The following is a 13,962-nucleotide window of genomic DNA, read 5'->3' on the forward strand; positions in this document are numbered from 1 at the left end:
CCCGCCAAGAAGGCCGCTCCGGCCAAGAAGGCTGCTGCGCCCAAGAAGGCCGCTGCCAAGCCCGCCGCGAAGCCTGCTGCGAAGCCGGCTGCCAAGAAGGCCGCTGCTCCGAAGAAGGCTGCTGCCAAGCCTGCCCCGGCTGCCAAGCCTGCCGCTGCTGCGACCGCTCCTGCGGCCAAGACGGCTCTGAGCCCGCAAGCTGCCTGGCCCTTCCCGACCGGCAACAAGCCCTAACCAGGCGATCCGCTGACTCGCCGCCGAGTGGTTAGTCCACCCGGATCCCGGCGAAGCAGGCAACCCGGCCCGAAATTTTCGGCGCCGGGTTTTTATTTCCGGCGTACTTTTCGCAGGGCCGGGATGCATCTGCTAACGGCTTGTCCGGGCGATGCGGCATGGTCCTACAGGGCCTGCTAACCTGCCGGCCTAAAGTCAATTCCGGGCGCAGACCCCTTGCCTCTCTCCCCGCAGCACGCCAGCGTGTTCCGGCCTGACGTCTGACGTTGGTCGAAGCGCTCAAGTCTCAGGGACTCGCATGGGCTCTGTGCCTTTCCCGTTGGGGATGCGACGAGGCCCATGACGCGGACGGCACCCGTTGGGCAGTCGGAATCGACGCTATCAGGGGTAGAAGATGTTGACGCTGTAGCCGCTGACCTTCTGGCCACCCGTTCCGAACACCAGGCTCAAGGCCTGCTCAGAATCGGCATTGACCTGCGTCAGCACCGGGTTCAGGGTTTCGGGACCGAGTACACGTCGGGAGAATGCCGCGCCGTTGGCATCGGTCAAGCTCAATTCCACCCAAGGTGCGGCGACGTCCACGCCGGTCTTGTTGCGCAAGGCGAGGCTGAGCTTGTAGCTGCCGGCGCCCACCGGGCTGAGGGCCGTTGATTCGATGCTGAGCGCCTCTATGCGCCGCCACGGCTTGACTTCGCAGCCGGCGGCGCCGCACAGCGCCTTCAATGGCTCGCGCAGGGGCGGGTGCAAGGCGGCGATGGCGTCGCGGAAGTGCAGCGTCACCTGCAGGGCCAGCAATGTGGCAAGCAAGAGGGATGCGACGCCGAGTGCCACACGCACGGCCGGGCGATTCCAGCGTGCGGTGTTCTCGGCCTTGCGCATGAACTCGGGCACGGGTTTGCCCGCCGCCTCGGCCTTGCCGGGCTTCTGCAGCCTGGCGGCTTTCGCGGCTTTTGCGGGCTTGCCTGGCCGCTCCGCCGGCTCGGCCGTGATGGGAGCCATCTCGGCCATCGACGGTTCCGGCCCGACGTCACGCGCCACCATGGGCGGGGACGCGGCAGCCGGCTCGCCGACGTGGTCGTCCCCTACCCAGTGAGGTTCGGGCCTGACGTCCTGCCGGCCATATTCCGAGGGCCAGCCGGTAGGCAAGGCCTCGGCACGGGGCTCGGGCTCGGGGGGCGGCAGCCAGTCCGCTGGCGGTGTGTAGGCCGGCGGTGGCGGCGGCGGCGGCAGGGGCTCGGGCTCCGGCACCACGGCGGCCGGCGCATATTGTGGCGGCCAGGGCGGCGGCGCATCGTGCTCGATGTCGAACAGCAGTTCGCGGGCGTCGAAGATCTCGGCGCAACGGCCACAGCGCACCCAGCCATCGGAAACGCGCAGCTGGTCCTCGACGATCCTGAAGATCGTTCCGCAGGCCGTGCAGCGCGTTGCGAGGCTCATGCCGGTCGTTGGGTCGTCATCAGGATCCAGCCATCCTCTTCGTCATTGACTTCAAGCGCCAGCCAGGGTGCGTAGGCGGCCTTCAGTTCTTCAGCCTGGCGGCTCAGGATACCGGCCAGGATCAGGTTGCCGCCGGGCGCGACATGTGCACAGAGCAGTGGTGCGAGCAGCTTCAGCGGCGTGGCCAGGATGTTGGCCATGACCAGCGGGTACTCGCCCCGGGCCAGTTCTGGCAGGCCGGGTTTCAGCGTGACGCTGTTGGCCGCCGCGTTGTCGCGCGACGAAGTGACGGCGGCCGGGTCGATGTCGACGGCGTCGATGTCACGCGCGCCGTGCAGGGCCGCACCAATGGCGAGGATGCCGGAGCCACAGCCGTAGTCCAGCACGCGAATCCATGGCTGGGAATGCGTCGCGATCCAGCGCAGGCACATGCGCGTCGTCGGGTGCGTGCCGGTGCCGAAGGCCAGACCGGGGTCCAGGCGCATGACGCGCTGGGCCTGCGGCGGCGCCTCGTGCCAGCTCGGCACGATCCAGAACTCGGGCGTGATCTCGACCGGCGCGAACTGGCTTTGCGTCAGGCGCACCCAGTCCTGCTCGGGCACGGCCTGGATGGCTTGTACATGCACATCTGTAGCCCAGTCCTGGGCCAGGATCAGCGTCGCCGCCTCGGTGGCCTCGGGTTCGGTGGGGAAGAGGGCCTTGACGACCGAGCGCTCCCAGCCGGCTGCGGGCGCCGGCATGCCGGGTTCGCCAAACAGGGCGTGCTCAGCCTCGGTGTCTGCATCGGCATCCTCCACCGAGACCGCGAGAGCGTCGATCTCCATCAGCGCATCGCTGACGATCTCGACGTCGGCCTCGCGGCAGACCAGGGCCAGTTCAAACAGATTGCTCATCAGCGTTTGTGGGCAGCCATCCAGCCTTCGAGGTAATGGATGGATGTGCCACCTTCGATGAACTTGGCGTCCGCCATCAGCTCGCGATGCAGCGGGATGTTGGTCTGGATGCCTTCGACGACCGTCTCGCTCAGTGCGATGCGCATGCGCGCCAATGCCTGCTCGCGCGTGTCGCCGTGGACGATGATCTTGCCGATCATGGAGTCGTAGTTGGGCGGCACGAAGTAGTTCGTGTAGGCATGCGAGTCCACGCGCACGCCGGGGCCGCCCGGCGCGTGCCACATCGTGATGCGGCCGGGCGAGGGCACGAACTTGACCGGGTCTTCGGCATTGATGCGGCATTCGATGGCGTGGCCGCGCATCTCGATCTGGCGCTGTGTGAACGGCAGCTTTTCGCCGGCTGCGATCTTGATCTGCTGCTGCACGATGTCGATGCCGGTGACCATCTCGGTGACCGGGTGCTCCACCTGCACGCGCGTGTTCATCTCGATGAAATAGAACTCGCCGTTCTCGTACAGGAACTCGAAGGTGCCGGCGCCGCGGTAGCCCATCTTCTTGCAGGCAGCGGCGCAGCGGTCGCCGACCTTCTCGATGTTGCGGCGGGGAATGCCGGGCGCCGGCGCTTCCTCGATGATCTTCTGGTGGCGGCGCTGCATGGAGCAGTCGCGCTCGCCCAGCCAGACAGCGTTCTTGAAGGTGTCGGCGAGGATCTGGATTTCCACATGACGTGGGTTCTCCAGGAACTTCTCCATGTAGACCTCGGGGTTGCCGAAGGCCGCACCCGCTTCGGCGCGTGTCGTCTGCACCGCGTGCACCAGAGCCGCCTCGGTGTGCACGACGCGCATGCCGCGCCCGCCGCCGCCGCCGGCCGCCTTGATGATGACGGGGTAGCCCACCGATCGGGCGATCTTGATGATCTCCTTCGGGTCCTCGGGCAGGGCGCCTTCGGAGCCGGGCACGCAGGGCACGCCGGCGCGGATCATGGCCTGCTTGGCCGAGACCTTGTCTCCCATCAGGCGGATGGACTCAGGCGTTGGGCCGATGAAGGTAAAGCCGCTGCGCTCGACGCGCTCGGCGAAGTCGGCGTTCTCGCTGAGGAAGCCGTACCCGGGGTGGATGGCTTCAGCGTCCGTCACCTCGGCCGTCGCAATGATGGCCGGCATGCTGAGGTAGCTCTGGGCCGAGGGCGCCGGGCCAATGCAGACGGCCTCGTCGGCGAGGCGCACATATTTGGCGTCGCGATCGGCTTCTGAATAGACGACGACGGACTTGATGCCGAGTTCTCGGCACGCTCGTTGAATGCGCAGAGCGATCTCTCCGCGATTCGCAATAAGGACCTTCTTAAACATCGAGTGGCCTCACTCGATCACGAACAGCGGTTGTCCGAACTCTACGGCCTGGCCGTTCTCGCACATGACCTTGGTGATCGTGCCGCTCTTGTCGGCTTCGATCTCATTCATGATCTTCATCGCTTCGATGATGCAGATGGCTTCGCCTTCCTTGACCTGCTGGCCAACGTCGGCAAACGGCTTGGCGTTGGGGCTGGACGCACGGTAGAAGGTGCCGACCATCGGCGACTTGACGATATGGCCGGTCTCGACCGGCGCGGCGGCCGGGGCCGCTGCGGCGGCGGGCATGGCGACCTGGGCCGGTGCATGGGCGACGGGAGCGGCGGCGTAGACCGGCTGCATGGCCACGGCGGCGGCCGGGTCAGCCTTGACGATGCGGACCTTGCCGTCGGCCTCGGTGATTTCCAGTTCGGAAATATTGGATTCCGAAACCAGGTCGATCAGGGTTTTGAGCTTGCGAAGGTCCATCTTGGCTCCAGGCGGTGTTGTTGTTGTGGGGGAAGAGAAAAAGCGGCGCGAGACCGGAGGTCAGGCGCCAGCTTCCAACGATTCGAGGGCGTGGCGCAGCGCAAGGCGGTAGCCGTTGGCGCCGAGGCCGCAGATGACGCCCACCGCCAGCTCACTCATATAGCTGTGGTGGCGGAAGGCTTCGCGGCGGTGGATGTTCGACAAATGAACTTCGATGAAGGGCAGGGCCACAGCCGCCAGCGCGTCACGGATGGCGACACTGGTGTGGGTGTAGGCGGCCGGATTGATGATGATGAAGCGCGTGCCGTCGGTGCGCGCAGCCTGGATGCGGTCGACCAATGCTCCCTCGTGGTTGCTCTGGAAGCTGTTCAGCGTGGCGCCGGCATCCGTGGCGATCTTGCCGAGTTCGGCATCGATCTGCGCGAGAGTCTGCGCGCCGTAGACCTCGGGCTCGCGGGTGCCGAGCAGGTTGAGGTTGGGGCCATGCAGGACGAGAACTTGCATCAAACATGTGGCGGCGCGCCTGCCCGAAGGTCTAGAGAGTCGCTACTAAATTGAGGAAGGGCGAACTTTACGCGTTTTGGACCCGATTTCCTGCTGGATAGGGAAATTCTCGGGTCGCTTCAGCTTTGAGCCAATTGGCGCAGTTCTTCCAGGCGACTCACGCCAAGTCGCCGCCAACTGATCTCGCCGGTCTGATCGAAAACGACGGAAAACGGCAGGCCGCCGGCTGGGTTGCCCAGCTCGCGCACGAGGCTCAGGCCTTCCGGCCCGGCCAGCGCCACGGCGAAGTCCAGCGGTGTCTTCTGCAGGAAGGCCTTGACCGGCCCGGCCTGGTCCACCGCCAGGCCCAGAACCTGCCAGCCCTTTCCCTTGGCCTCCTTGTAGAACTGGTTGATCTCCGGCAGTTCCTTGATGCAGGGCGGGCACCAGGTGGCCCAGAAATTGACCAGCAGGGGCTGGCCACGCCAGCGGGCGACGTCCAGATCGCTACCGTCCAGAGCAGGGAAGTGCCGCGCCCAGAATGCTTGGGCGACGGCGGAAGCGACCGGTGGGTTCAGCTTGCGCCAGGCGAAAGCGGCACCCAGCGCTGCGGCCCCGGCGCCGGCGCCGGCCAGGATCAGGCGGCGGTTGATGGGCGTCATTCGGCGGCGTCCAGCAGGTTTTGCAGCGCGGCGAGGTCGCCGCGCTCGGTCATGCCACGCGCGTCGGGCTTGAGAGCGCCGCGCAGATCGTCGAAGTCCAGGATCGTCAGGCAAAGAGTCACCCGCTCGCCCAAGGCGGCGCAGGGCGCGTCGAGGATGAGCATGTCGACCTGGCGCCCGCGGCCGGCTGTGGTCTCGGCCACGTCGAAGTTGATGCCGCGATCCAGCAACGCGATCTCGGCGGCCTTGCTGTCGTCGCAGTACAGCTGCAGGTGCACGTTGGACAGCCTCGTCGCCGTGCCGCGCCAGACAGCGCCGGTGAGATGCGGGCGGAACTCCGCCAGCCGCGCCATCCATTGCGCGGCCAGTTCACGCAGGGCACGCAGCTCGGCCGGCTGGGTGTCGGCATGGAAGATGGCGATGTGCTCGCGCACCGCGTCCTCCACTTCGTCGTTGCCGGGCAGGGCGGCGCGCGGCGCGCCCAGATCGCGCGCGGCGCGCTGCTTGGCGGGCCCCCAGTCCATGCCTTCATCGACGATGAGCCGCGCGGCCACGGCAGCAATCTCGGCGGCGATGCCTTCACTCATGGCAGTTGGGCGCTGTTCATGCGGCTGGTGATGATGCCAGCCCGCCCCATCACATAGGCCGACCCCGGCTGGCGTTCGAAGCGCTTGGGCGCCGGCAGCATCACCGCCAGGCGTGCGGCCTCGAAGGCGCCGAGGCGGGCGGCATCGGTGTGGAAGTAGTGCCGCGCGGCGGCCTGGGCGCCGAACAGGCCTTCGCCCCATTCGACACTGTTCAGATAGATCTCCAGGATGCGGCGCTTGTCGAGCAGGGCCTCCAGCATCAGCGTCAGGATGAGTTCCTGGCCCTTGCGCAGCAAGGTGCGCTCGCCGGAAAGAAAGAGGTTCTTGGCCAGCTGCTGGGTGATGGTCGAGCCGCCAATGACCTTGGCGGTGGGCTTGCCGCGCGCTTCGGCACGGGCCTGCGCCTTCTCGTTCTTCTTCCAGGCGCCCTTGAGCGCCTCCCAGTCGACGCCACCATGCTCGGCAAAGGAATCGTCCTCGCTGGCGATGACGGCGCGCTTGAGCGTGGTGGGCAACTGGGCGTCGCTCACCCATTGCTGGCTCCAGGCGACCTGCTGCTTCTCCTTCAGCAGGCGCACCACCTCGCTGCGCTGGAAGCTGGTCGACTGCGGCGCGATGAAACGCATCAACGCGATGCGGCCGGCAAACCAGAGCTGCAGGCACAGCACCGCCAGCGCCAGCACGGCGAGCAGGCGGCCCAAATGGTTGAACATTGGGCGGATCACAGTGCTGCCCTCAGGGCCTTCAGCACCGCCGCAGTGTCCGGCCGCACGCCACGCCAGAAGAAAAAGGCCTCGGCCGCCTGCTCAACGAGCATGCCCAGGCCGTCGCGGGGCTCGGCGCCGTGGGCGGCGGCCCAATCCAGGAAGCCTTGGGCCTTGGGCCCGTACATCATGTCCAGCGCCAGCGCGCCGCGGCCCAGCACGCGGGCATCGACCGGCGAGGCCGCGCCGGCCAGGCTGGTGCTGGTGGCGTTGATGACGATGTCTTGCGCAGCGGGTGCCTCCGCCAACGTGACAGCAGCGAGGGGGACGCCCAGGTCGGCGTGGCTGGCCACCAAGGCCTGGGCCTTGTCCACCGAGCGGTTGGCGATGGTGATGCGCCCCGGCTTGCCAGCGATTAGGCTGCCCAGCACGCCGGCCGCTGCGCCTCCGGCGCCCACCAGCAGCACCTGCAGGCCTTCCAGCGGCCGGCGGGCGTTGCGCTGGATGTCGTTGACGAGACCGACGCCGTCGGTGTTGTCGCCCACCCAGCCCCCTTCGTCGAAGCGCAGCGTGTTGACGGCGCAGGCCAGCGCGGCGCGTTCCGTATGCTCGGTGGCCAGCGCAAAGGCATCGAACTTGAAGGGCACGGTGATGTTGCAGCCCTTGGCGCCCGCAGCGGCGAAGGCGCGCAGGGTGGGCTCGAAGGCATCCAGCGGCGCGAGCAGCCGCTCATAGATGAGCTGCTGCCCCGTCTGCTCCGCAAACATCGCATGGATGGCCGGCGAGCGGCTGTGCTCGACCGGGTTGCCGACGACGGCATATCGATCAGTCATTGCGGCTGCCCCTGCAAGGTCGTTTCCAGGCTCTCGTCACGCGTGAACTTGAAGCGTGATGTGATGACCAGCACCTCGGCACCCCGCAGCATCTCCTTGCTGAAATTGCCGAAGGGCGAGGCCGCCTGCACGATGGCAACGGCACGCTTGTCCAGCGTCGGGTTGCCGCTGGAGGCGACGATCTCGGTTTCGATGACGCGGCCCTTGTGGTCGATATGGATGTTCATCGTCAGTTCGCCATAAAGCTTCTTGCCGCGCGCTTCGGGGAAGTCGCGCGTGCCTCGCTCCTCGATGCGGCGGCGCAGGCCGTCGTAGTACTGGGCGTAGACCACCTCGCGCGTGGCCGGGCTGACGTAGCGCTTGCGCGGCCGGGCGCTCTCGTCGTTGACGCGCTTCTCGATCTCGGCGAGCAGGTCGACGAGCTGGCGGCGTTTCTCGGCCAGGGCGCGCTCGGCGGCGTCGGTCTTTTCACGCCTGGGGTCGGGCGGGGGCAGCAGGGCCAGCTCGCGCCTTACCTGGGTCAGCAGCTGCTGTTGCTGCTGCTGCAACTGGGCGATCTGCGAGCTTTGTGCCTCGGCCGCATCGCCCACTTCGCTTTGCCGCGCCGGTGGCAGTGGCGAGGTCGCGCGCCCGGTTTCCATGTTGCCGCCACCAGCCAGATTGGCCTGGGCGAGGGCCTGGGCCTTGACGGGCGCCTCATTGGAGCGCGTGTTGACGAGCACCACCTCCAGTGGCGTGTCTTGAAAGATGCGGTTGAAAGCCTCGGGCGCGGCGATGCGCATGAACATCAGCGCGATATGCACGCCGAGTGAAAACGCGAGCGCGATCTGCAGCGTGCTCGGGCGGCGCATGTCAGCTTTGCGAGGCCGCTTCGGCGGGTTCTGCCTCGTTCACATCGATGGCCAGCGTCAGCGGCGCCGCCGCAGCCTCGAGCTCGTCCTCGTCGCCTTCCGGCCCTTCAGCTGCCGGCGCTTCGTCCAGCCGCTCGACCAGCGTCGCATGCACATCCAGCGTCATCTCGTCCAGGCCGGTGATGCGCACCTTCACATGGCTGCCGCGCGGCAGCGAGTCGCAGCCCAGCGCCTTGAACACTAGCGGCAGGTCGTCGGCGCGCACCAGGCCGTCCTTCATGACGGCTGCGGTCAGCTCGGTGGTGCCGCTCTGCTGCAGCCAGCGCAGCGTCCAGAAGCGCTCGATGCCGTTCTGGAAGCCGTTGTAGGCCATGTAGGCGGACTCGAAGCCGGAGATGATGGAGAACAGTTGTGCGTCCTTGGGCTTGAAGGGCGCGGCCAGTGCTGCCATCTTGCCGTGGCGCGCGCAGGCAATGATCTGCCACTGGTTGACCAGGTCGACATAGCGGCGCAGCGGCGACGTGGCCCAGGTGTACTGCGCCACGCCCATGCCGGCATGGGGCAGTGCCTTGACGCCCATGCGCACCTTGATGCCCGGCGCGAGGCTGGCCTGGCTGCGGTAGATGCCCGGCAGGCCCAGCTCGGCCAGCCAGCCGCCCCAGGCGGAGTTGGCCAGGATCATGGCCTCGGCCACGATCAGGTCCAGCGAACTGCCGCGGGCGCGCATGCTGATCTCGACGGACTCCGTGCCGTTCGGCGCCTCCGAGCGTTCGCCGGCAAGGCGGAAGTTGTAGTCCGGCCGGTTGAAGTTCTCGGGTTTGCCGCGCACGACCTCGCGCTGGGCCTTCAAGTGCTTGGCCAGGCGCCAGGTGAAGGCGAGTTCGGGTGCGAAGGCGTAGTCGGCCGGCGCATCGCCCGACAGTGTGGCGTCGGTGACGACGCCGTCGAGCTTGTCGTGGCGCAGGTTGGCGGCGATGTGCACGCGCTCCAGCCTGGTCTCGCGTGCCTTGATCTCGAAGGTGGCCTCATCCATCGTGAAGTAGATGGAGACTGCCGGGCAGTCGCGGCCCTCGATCAGCGTGTAGGCCTGCACGACGTCGTCGGGCAGCATGGTCAGCTTCCAGCCCGGCATGTAGACGGTGGACAGCCGCTCGCGGGCGACCTTGTCGACAGCAGAGTCTGGCGTGATGGCCAGGCCCGGTGCCGCGATGTGAACGCCGAAGGTGACAGTGCCCGTGCCCAGGCCCTGCACCGACAGCGCGTCATCGATCTCGGTGGTCTGCGAGTCGTCGATGGAGAAGGCGCGCGCCGGCGACAGCGCCAGCTCGTCCTTGATCTCCGGCGCCGTCAGCGCGGGGAAGCCGGCGCCCTTGGGGAAGTTCTCGAACAGGAAGCGCTTCCAGTGGAACTGGTAGGCGCTGGTGATGGCGCCGGCGCCCTGCAACAGGTCCAGCGGCGCTTTGTGCGACTTCTTGCTGGCCTCGACGACAGCCTTGTATTCCGGGCCGTTCTTGTCGGGCTTGAAGAGGATCTTGTAGATCTGGTCCTGGATGGGCGCGGGGCAGGTACCTGCCGCCAGTTCGTCAGCCCAGGACTCGATCTGCAACTGTTGCTGGCGCTTGCGCTCGATGCCCAGCAGCGCAGCCTTGACGATCTCCTCGGGCGCCTTCTTGAACTGGCCCTTGCCGGCGCGGCGGAAGTAGTGTGGCGCCTCGTACAGGCGAAACAGCGCGGCGGCCTGCTGCAGCGTGCCGGCCTTGGCGTCGAAATAGTCGCGCGCCAGGTCAGCGAAGCCGAATTCGCCCTCGGGGGCGAACTCCCAGGCCAGGTCGAGGTCGATGTCGTCGGCCAGCTTGCGGGCCTCCGTCAGCAGCACGGCTGGCGCCGGCTGTTCGAATTTCAACAGCACATTGGCCGACTTGACCTTGACCCGCTTGCCCGAGTCCAGCTCGACCTGCAGCGAGGCATCGGCCTCCGACATCACCCGGCCGGCGAGAAACTTCCCGGCGTCATCAAACAGCGCAAACATAGGAGGGCGATTGTCGCCTTAGCCTTGCAGGTGTTTGAGCACGCCCGGCAGATGGTCTTCGAAGTCGGTCAAGCCGTGGTCGCTGCCCTCCAGCACCTCGCCGGCGCAACCCGCATAACGGGCCAGCATCTCGCGCCAGTCCAGCAGCTCGTCGCCCTTGGCGATCAGCGCGTAGTAGCGCAGCGGGTTCGTCAGGCGCGCCGGCGGCGTCAGCGCCGCCAGCTCGGCCACGTGCTGGGCCGTGAACTCGAACTTCAGCTGCGGGTCGTGCCATGCGGTCAGCGTGCCGATGTGGCGGGATAGATCGCGCGCCGGGTCCACGGCAGGGTTCAGCACGGCGACGCGCCAGCCGCGGTGGGCGCGCTGTTCGGCCAGCGACGTGGCGTAGAAGCCGCCGAGCGAGCTGCCAACGACGGCCGCACCTTCGGCCGGCCAATCCGCCACGATTCCGGCGACGAGGGCCATCGCGTCCAGCGGGGACGGCGGCAGCTGCGGGCAGGCGAAGGTCAGGCCCGGCTGGGTGGCCGCCCAGGCGGCCATTCGCAGCGCCTTTGCTGAGCTGGGCGAGGAACGGAAGCCGTGCAAATACAGCAGATGTGTGAGATCCATGACGGAAGTTTTGACGTGAAGTTTTGTGCCCCCGCGACGCGGGAGTCATCGTATTGACGCGAGTGTCGCTGCCAGCCACAGTGCCTGCCTTTGCGCAATCCCCGGACCGTCACCTCATGATTCCGATGCCCCGCACCGCCCTGGCCGCCGCCGCCCTGCTCGCGCTGGCCGCGGTTGCTCAAGCCCAGACCCCGTCCGCGCCCAACGGTGCCGCTTCGGCCCCCGGCACTGCTGCGTCGGCGCCCGCTCCGGCCCGTCCGCCGGCCGACCCGACGGCGCCCAAGCCCTTTGCCGACGTCATCAAGGGCGCCAAGGAGCAGCCCGGCCTGTTCCCGATCTGGCGCAAGGACGAAAAGGTCTGGATCGAGATTCCCAAGGAGGCCTTCAACAAGCCCTTCCTGTTCAGCGTCAACGTCGCCAACGCCGTCGGTGAGCGAGGCCTGTACGCCAGCCAGATGCTGGGCGACGAACTGGCCGAGTGGCGTCGCATTGGCAACCATGTGCAGCTGATCGCGCTGAACACCAAGTTCCGCACGGACAACCCGTCCAGCAAGCTGGCCATCGAGCAGGCTTTCTCGCCCAGCCTGATCGGCGGCGTGCCGGTCGCCAGCGCCGACCACCCCGACCGCAAGTCGGTGCTGATCGACGCCAGCAACCTGCTGCTGGGTGACATCCCCGGCTACTCGACGCGCCTGGAATTCGCCTACCGGCTGCCGTTCGCGCCCGACCGAGCCAACTCCTTCATCGAAGCCACACGCGCCGATGCCCAGGTTTCCACGCTGACTTCACGCGTGCACTTCGCGACTCAGCGCATTCCCGCGCCGCCGCTGGTTCCCGTGCCGGTGCCTGTGCCCACGCCACCCCAGGCCACGCCGGACCCGCGCTCGATGTTCTTCAGCTTCGTCTACAGCTTCCGTGCCTTGCCCGAGCAGCCGGCCGCCGCGCGCCATGCAGACCCGCGCCTGGGTCACTTCATGGAGAGCTACAGCGACTTCGGCGACGACCTCAAGGCCAACCCGCGCGTGCACATGATTGCCCGCTGGCGCCTGGAGAAAAAGGACCCGGGCGCGGCGCTGTCCGAGCCGGTGCAGCCCATCGTCTACTGGATGGACAAGAACATCCCCACCAAATATCGCGCGGCGGTCAAGGCGGGCATCGAGGAGTGGAACAAGGCCTTCGAGAGGATCGGCTTCAAGGACGCCGTGCAGGCCAAGCAGCAGCCAGACGACGCCGACTGGGACAACATGGATTCGACGCACGCGTCCATCCGCTGGTTCACCGGCTCCGACGTGGGCTTTGCCATCGGCCCGAGCAACCGTGACCCGCGCACCGGTGAAATCCTCGATGCCGACATCGGCATGAGCGACGTCTTCGGCCGCGGCACCCGCCGCCTGGCCGTCGATGACGTACTGCCCGGCGGCCAGCAGGCCCTGACAAGCTGGATGGGTGAGCGCAGCCAGCACCTGGCCGAGCAGCAATGCAGCTATATGGCGGATCAGGCCAACGAACTCGGCTTCGCGCTGGACCTGCTCGCTCTGCGCGACGGCATGGACATGAACGGCCCCGAGGCCGAGGCGCTGGCCCAGGCCGTCATCAAGGACGTGGTCATGCACGAGGTCGGCCACACGTTGGGCCTCAAGCACAACTTCCGGTCCTCCACGACCGTCACCCAGGCCCAGCTCAAGGACAAGGCCTTCACCGAGGCTAATGGCATTTCCAACTCGGTGATGGACTACAACGCCTACAACCTGCCGCTCAAGGGCGAGCCCAAGGCCAGCCTGACGAACACCACGCTGGGCGCCTATGACTATTGGGCCATCGAGTACGCCTACAAGCCCATCGCTGCCGAGCAGGAAGCGGCGGAACTTGCCAGGATTGCCGCGCGTTCGACCGAGCCCAGGCTGGCCTATGGCGACGACTTCGACCAGGGCGTTGGTGGCCCCTACGATGGCTTCGACCCGCGCACCAACCAGCGCGACCTGGGCGACGACCCGCTGGCCTACGCCAGGAAGCGCCTCAAGCTCAGCCAGGAGCTGTGGGAGCGCGTGCAGTCGCGCCCGGCCGTCGTTGGCGACGACCCACTGCGCAACCGCCGCTCCATCTTCGAGAGCTTCCGCCAGCTGGGCATGACGGCCAACAACATCAGCAAATACGTGGGCGGCCTGTATGCGGAGCGCGTGGTGCCGGGTGTCACGACCGGCCCGGCCTTCAAGCCGGTGGACAACGCCCAGCAGCGCGAGGCCCTGCGCTTCATCGCGACAGGCCTGCTGTCCAGCGATTCCTTCAAGTTCAAGCCTGAGTTCCTCGTGACCCAGACGCTGGACTACAACGAGTGGGACCGCGGCCTGCCCATCTCCATCCCGGACAGCGTCAGCGCGCTGCAGGGCCGGGTGCTTGACCGCCTGATGTCGCCCAACACCGCGCGCCGCCTCATCGAGCAGGGCGCCTACCTGTCCGAGGCCCAGCGCAAGGGCGCGGTGTCGCTGAGTGAGGTCTATGGCACGCTGCAGGGCGCGATCTTCAGCGAGCTCAAGACCGGTACCGAGATCGACCGCATGCGCCGCAGCCTGCAGCGCGAATACCTGCGCCGCCTGCAGGCCCAGCTGAACCGTGCGACCAATGGGGCGACGGTGTACGCCGACGCTTTCTCGATGGCCCGCTGGCACGCAACCCAACTCGCGAACGAGCTGCGCGTGGCTTCGGCCAAGCCGGGCCTGTCGGTCGAGACGCGCGCGCATCTGGCGGAGACGCTGGACATGCTGAACTCGATGCTGAAGGCGTCGTTGGTGCGCAGCTGATCGGCTTCGCGCAGTCGATCAAGGG

Annotated in this window: 13 protein-coding genes and 1 pseudogene; 2 read left to right on the forward strand and 12 right to left on the reverse strand. The window is 67.2% G+C overall.

All coding sequences use genetic code 11. The annotated features are described in order from the left end of the window. A pseudogene (locus ASC95_RS00005) lies at nucleotides 1–234 on the forward strand (histone); the annotation flags it as partial. Between the two features lie 381 nt (nucleotides 235–615). On the opposite strand, the gene ASC95_RS00010 reads toward ASC95_RS00005, so the two are convergent. The 12 genes from ASC95_RS00010 to ASC95_RS00065 form a co-directional block, all read right to left on the reverse strand. Next, nucleotides 616–1,671 carry a zinc-ribbon and DUF3426 domain-containing protein gene (locus ASC95_RS00010; protein ID WP_057295775.1) on the reverse strand — a complete coding sequence of 352 codons (1,056 nt, stop codon included), beginning with the start codon at nucleotides 1,669–1,671 and terminating at the stop codon, nucleotides 616–618. Continuing rightward, entirely contained in the window at nucleotides 1,668–2,555 is an 888-nt protein-coding gene (gene prmA, locus ASC95_RS00015; protein ID WP_057296985.1) for a 50S ribosomal protein L11 methyltransferase, read from the reverse strand. Before prmA ends, ASC95_RS00010 begins: the two co-directional genes overlap by 4 nt. A gap of 8 nt (nucleotides 2,556–2,563) precedes the next feature. Next, nucleotides 2,564–3,913, reverse strand: a complete 1,350-nt coding sequence (gene accC / locus ASC95_RS00020; RefSeq protein WP_056203555.1) for an acetyl-CoA carboxylase biotin carboxylase subunit — start codon at nucleotides 3,911–3,913, stop codon at nucleotides 2,564–2,566. Between the two features lie 9 nt (nucleotides 3,914–3,922). Next, the gene (gene accB / locus ASC95_RS00025) at nucleotides 3,923–4,381 is read right to left on the reverse strand and encodes an acetyl-CoA carboxylase biotin carboxyl carrier protein (protein ID WP_056203557.1); all 459 of its coding nucleotides are present in this window, start codon (nucleotides 4,379–4,381) and stop codon (nucleotides 3,923–3,925) included. A gap of 60 nt (nucleotides 4,382–4,441) precedes the next feature. Continuing rightward, entirely contained in the window at nucleotides 4,442–4,888 is a 447-nt protein-coding gene (aroQ, locus tag ASC95_RS00030; RefSeq protein ID WP_056203560.1) for a type II 3-dehydroquinate dehydratase, read from the reverse strand. 116 nt (nucleotides 4,889–5,004) lie between these two features. Continuing rightward, nucleotides 5,005–5,526, reverse strand: coding sequence for a TlpA disulfide reductase family protein (locus tag ASC95_RS00035; RefSeq protein ID WP_057295776.1), 522 nt, complete (start codon nucleotides 5,524–5,526; stop codon nucleotides 5,005–5,007). Next, on the reverse strand, nucleotides 5,523–6,113 hold the full coding sequence (locus ASC95_RS00040) for a hypothetical protein (protein ID WP_057295777.1): 591 nt from the start codon (nucleotides 6,111–6,113) through the stop codon (nucleotides 5,523–5,525). The genes ASC95_RS00035 and ASC95_RS00040 overlap by 4 nt, the downstream gene beginning before the upstream one ends. Beyond that, nucleotides 6,110–6,826, reverse strand: coding sequence for a monofunctional biosynthetic peptidoglycan transglycosylase (gene mtgA, locus ASC95_RS00045; RefSeq protein ID WP_057295778.1), 717 nt, complete (start codon nucleotides 6,824–6,826; stop codon nucleotides 6,110–6,112). The genes ASC95_RS00040 and mtgA overlap by 4 nt, the downstream gene beginning before the upstream one ends. Before the next feature lie 8 nt (nucleotides 6,827–6,834). Beyond that, on the reverse strand, nucleotides 6,835–7,650 hold the full coding sequence (gene aroE / locus ASC95_RS00050; protein WP_057295779.1) for a shikimate dehydrogenase: 816 nt from the start codon (nucleotides 7,648–7,650) through the stop codon (nucleotides 6,835–6,837). Next, on the reverse strand, nucleotides 7,647–8,501 hold the full coding sequence (locus tag ASC95_RS00055; RefSeq protein ID WP_057295780.1) for an energy transducer TonB: 855 nt from the start codon (nucleotides 8,499–8,501) through the stop codon (nucleotides 7,647–7,649). Before ASC95_RS00055 ends, aroE begins: the two co-directional genes overlap by 4 nt. 1 nt (nucleotide 8,502) lies before the next feature. Next, a complete protein-coding gene (locus tag ASC95_RS00060; RefSeq protein ID WP_057295781.1) occupies nucleotides 8,503–10,530 on the reverse strand; it encodes a ribonuclease catalytic domain-containing protein in 2,028 nt (675 codons plus the stop codon). Between the two features lie 18 nt (nucleotides 10,531–10,548). After that, entirely contained in the window at nucleotides 10,549–11,139 is a 591-nt protein-coding gene (locus ASC95_RS00065) for a YqiA/YcfP family alpha/beta fold hydrolase (RefSeq protein WP_057295782.1), read from the reverse strand. Between the two features lie 125 nt (nucleotides 11,140–11,264). Here ASC95_RS00065 and ASC95_RS00070 point away from each other — a divergent pair, with 125 nt between their 5' ends. Then, nucleotides 11,265–13,937, forward strand: coding sequence for a zinc-dependent metalloprotease (locus tag ASC95_RS00070; RefSeq protein ID WP_162250690.1), 2,673 nt, complete (start codon nucleotides 11,265–11,267; stop codon nucleotides 13,935–13,937). Nucleotides 13,938–13,962 lie beyond the last annotated feature (25 nt).

Origin of the sequence: Pelomonas sp. Root1217, assembly GCF_001425705.1 — a bacterium.
Taxonomy (GTDB): Bacteria; Pseudomonadota; Gammaproteobacteria; order Burkholderiales; family Burkholderiaceae_C; genus Pelomonas.

Excerpts from the sequence above, each read along its gene's own strand:
- ASC95_RS00010 (WP_057295775.1), bottom strand. The coding sequence starts at position 1,671 with ATGAGCCTCGCAACGCGCTGCACGGCCTGCGGAACGATCTTCAGGATC.
- accC (WP_056203555.1), bottom strand. The coding sequence starts at position 3,913 with ATGTTTAAGAAGGTCCTTATTGCGAATCGCGGAGAGATCGCTCTGCGC.
- accB (WP_056203557.1), bottom strand. The coding sequence starts at position 4,381 with ATGGACCTTCGCAAGCTCAAAACCCTGATCGACCTGGTTTCGGAATCC.
- ASC95_RS00035 (WP_057295776.1), bottom strand. The coding sequence starts at position 5,526 with ATGACGCCCATCAACCGCCGCCTGATCCTGGCCGGCGCCGGCGCCGGG.
- ASC95_RS00040 (WP_057295777.1), bottom strand. The coding sequence starts at position 6,113 with ATGAGTGAAGGCATCGCCGCCGAGATTGCTGCCGTGGCCGCGCGGCTC.
- mtgA (WP_057295778.1), bottom strand. The coding sequence starts at position 6,826 with ATGTTCAACCATTTGGGCCGCCTGCTCGCCGTGCTGGCGCTGGCGGTG.
- aroE (WP_057295779.1), bottom strand. The coding sequence starts at position 7,650 with ATGACTGATCGATATGCCGTCGTCGGCAACCCGGTCGAGCACAGCCGC.
- ASC95_RS00055 (WP_057295780.1), bottom strand. The coding sequence starts at position 8,501 with ATGCGCCGCCCGAGCACGCTGCAGATCGCGCTCGCGTTTTCACTCGGC.
- ASC95_RS00060 (WP_057295781.1), bottom strand. The coding sequence starts at position 10,530 with ATGTTTGCGCTGTTTGATGACGCCGGGAAGTTTCTCGCCGGCCGGGTG.
- ASC95_RS00065 (WP_057295782.1), bottom strand. The coding sequence starts at position 11,139 with ATGGATCTCACACATCTGCTGTATTTGCACGGCTTCCGTTCCTCGCCC.
- ASC95_RS00070 (WP_162250690.1), top strand. The coding sequence starts at position 11,265 with ATGCCCCGCACCGCCCTGGCCGCCGCCGCCCTGCTCGCGCTGGCCGCG.